At 39.1% G+C, this 978-nt stretch carries 1 protein-coding gene and 1 pseudogene; both read left to right on the top strand.

Annotated elements, in window-relative coordinates; translation table 11 throughout:
* Positions 1-710 (top strand): DUF2931 family protein (locus C9J45_RS21380; RefSeq protein WP_233217873.1); only part of this gene is annotated, 710 nt, incomplete at its 5' end.
* Positions 711-791: 81 nt separating this feature from the next.
* Positions 792-978, top strand: a pseudogene (locus tag C9J45_RS21375) (DUF2931 family protein); the annotation flags it as partial.

The following is a 978-nucleotide window of genomic DNA, read 5'->3' as shown; positions in this document are numbered from 1 at the left end:
TCTGCCTATTACTGGCTGGTTGTAGCATGGTGAATAGAGAACGCGTACCTGATGAAGTTCCAAATTGGAGAGTTGGTTATACAATGCCATCACTTTACCCTGTCAGAGTCACTAAAGCATATGGTATAAACACGCAAGAAGATTGGACTTCTATATTGCATACTCATAGTCAATTTATGACTGTAAGTGCATTAAAGCGTGTGAAAGAGTATTTACCCAACTATGATGGTTATGGATTACCACTTCATCTTTTTACAACAGCTAGTTACTCTCAAGTACAATATACAAATCATCTACCCGATAAAGTCGTGCTTTACTGGACATCCCTTTTTGATGCGAAGTTCTATATTACTGAATTAGATGTCACCCCAAAAATGAAAGCGCTGGCCTATAAAAAGCAAAGTTACATTCGACCAGATGGAATAAAACGAGCTTGCTACCAAACGACATTTGATTTTGGTTTCCTGCCAAATGGGCAAGTGAAAGTATGGCTTAAGGGTTGTGGCAAATATACGTACGTTACTGAACTGTCGCCAACGAGCACACCCGAAACGGACTATAACGGAAGTACTTACTCTGATCATAACCAGACAAGAAACTCTGTACTTAAAAGAGCTAAAAAGGCTAACGCAACCTTAACGCCTATCCCTTGGGATAAGGTAAATAAGATATATACATCAAAGAATTATATTGTAGATCAGCTTCATTAATATTGGTTTACCGCCTCACAAAAACCTGTGAGGCGCTCAATGAAAGAGCTAGATTCAGCATTCATTACACAAGGACAGTAAATGAAAAAGATTATATCAACAGGGATGCTCTGCCTATTACTGGCTGGTTGTAGCATGGTGAATAGAGAACGCGTACCTGATGAAGTTCCAAATTGGAGAGTTGGTTATACAATGCCATCACTTTACCCTGTCAGAGTCACTAAAGCATATGGTATAAACACGCAAGAAGATTGGACTTCTATATTGC

The sequence above is a fragment of the Photobacterium sp. GB-1 genome (genome assembly GCF_003026165.1).
GTDB lineage: Bacteria > Pseudomonadota > Gammaproteobacteria > Enterobacterales > Vibrionaceae > Photobacterium.
Note: the sequence above shows the minus strand (reverse complement) of the source record. Positions and strands in the feature narration are given on the sequence as shown.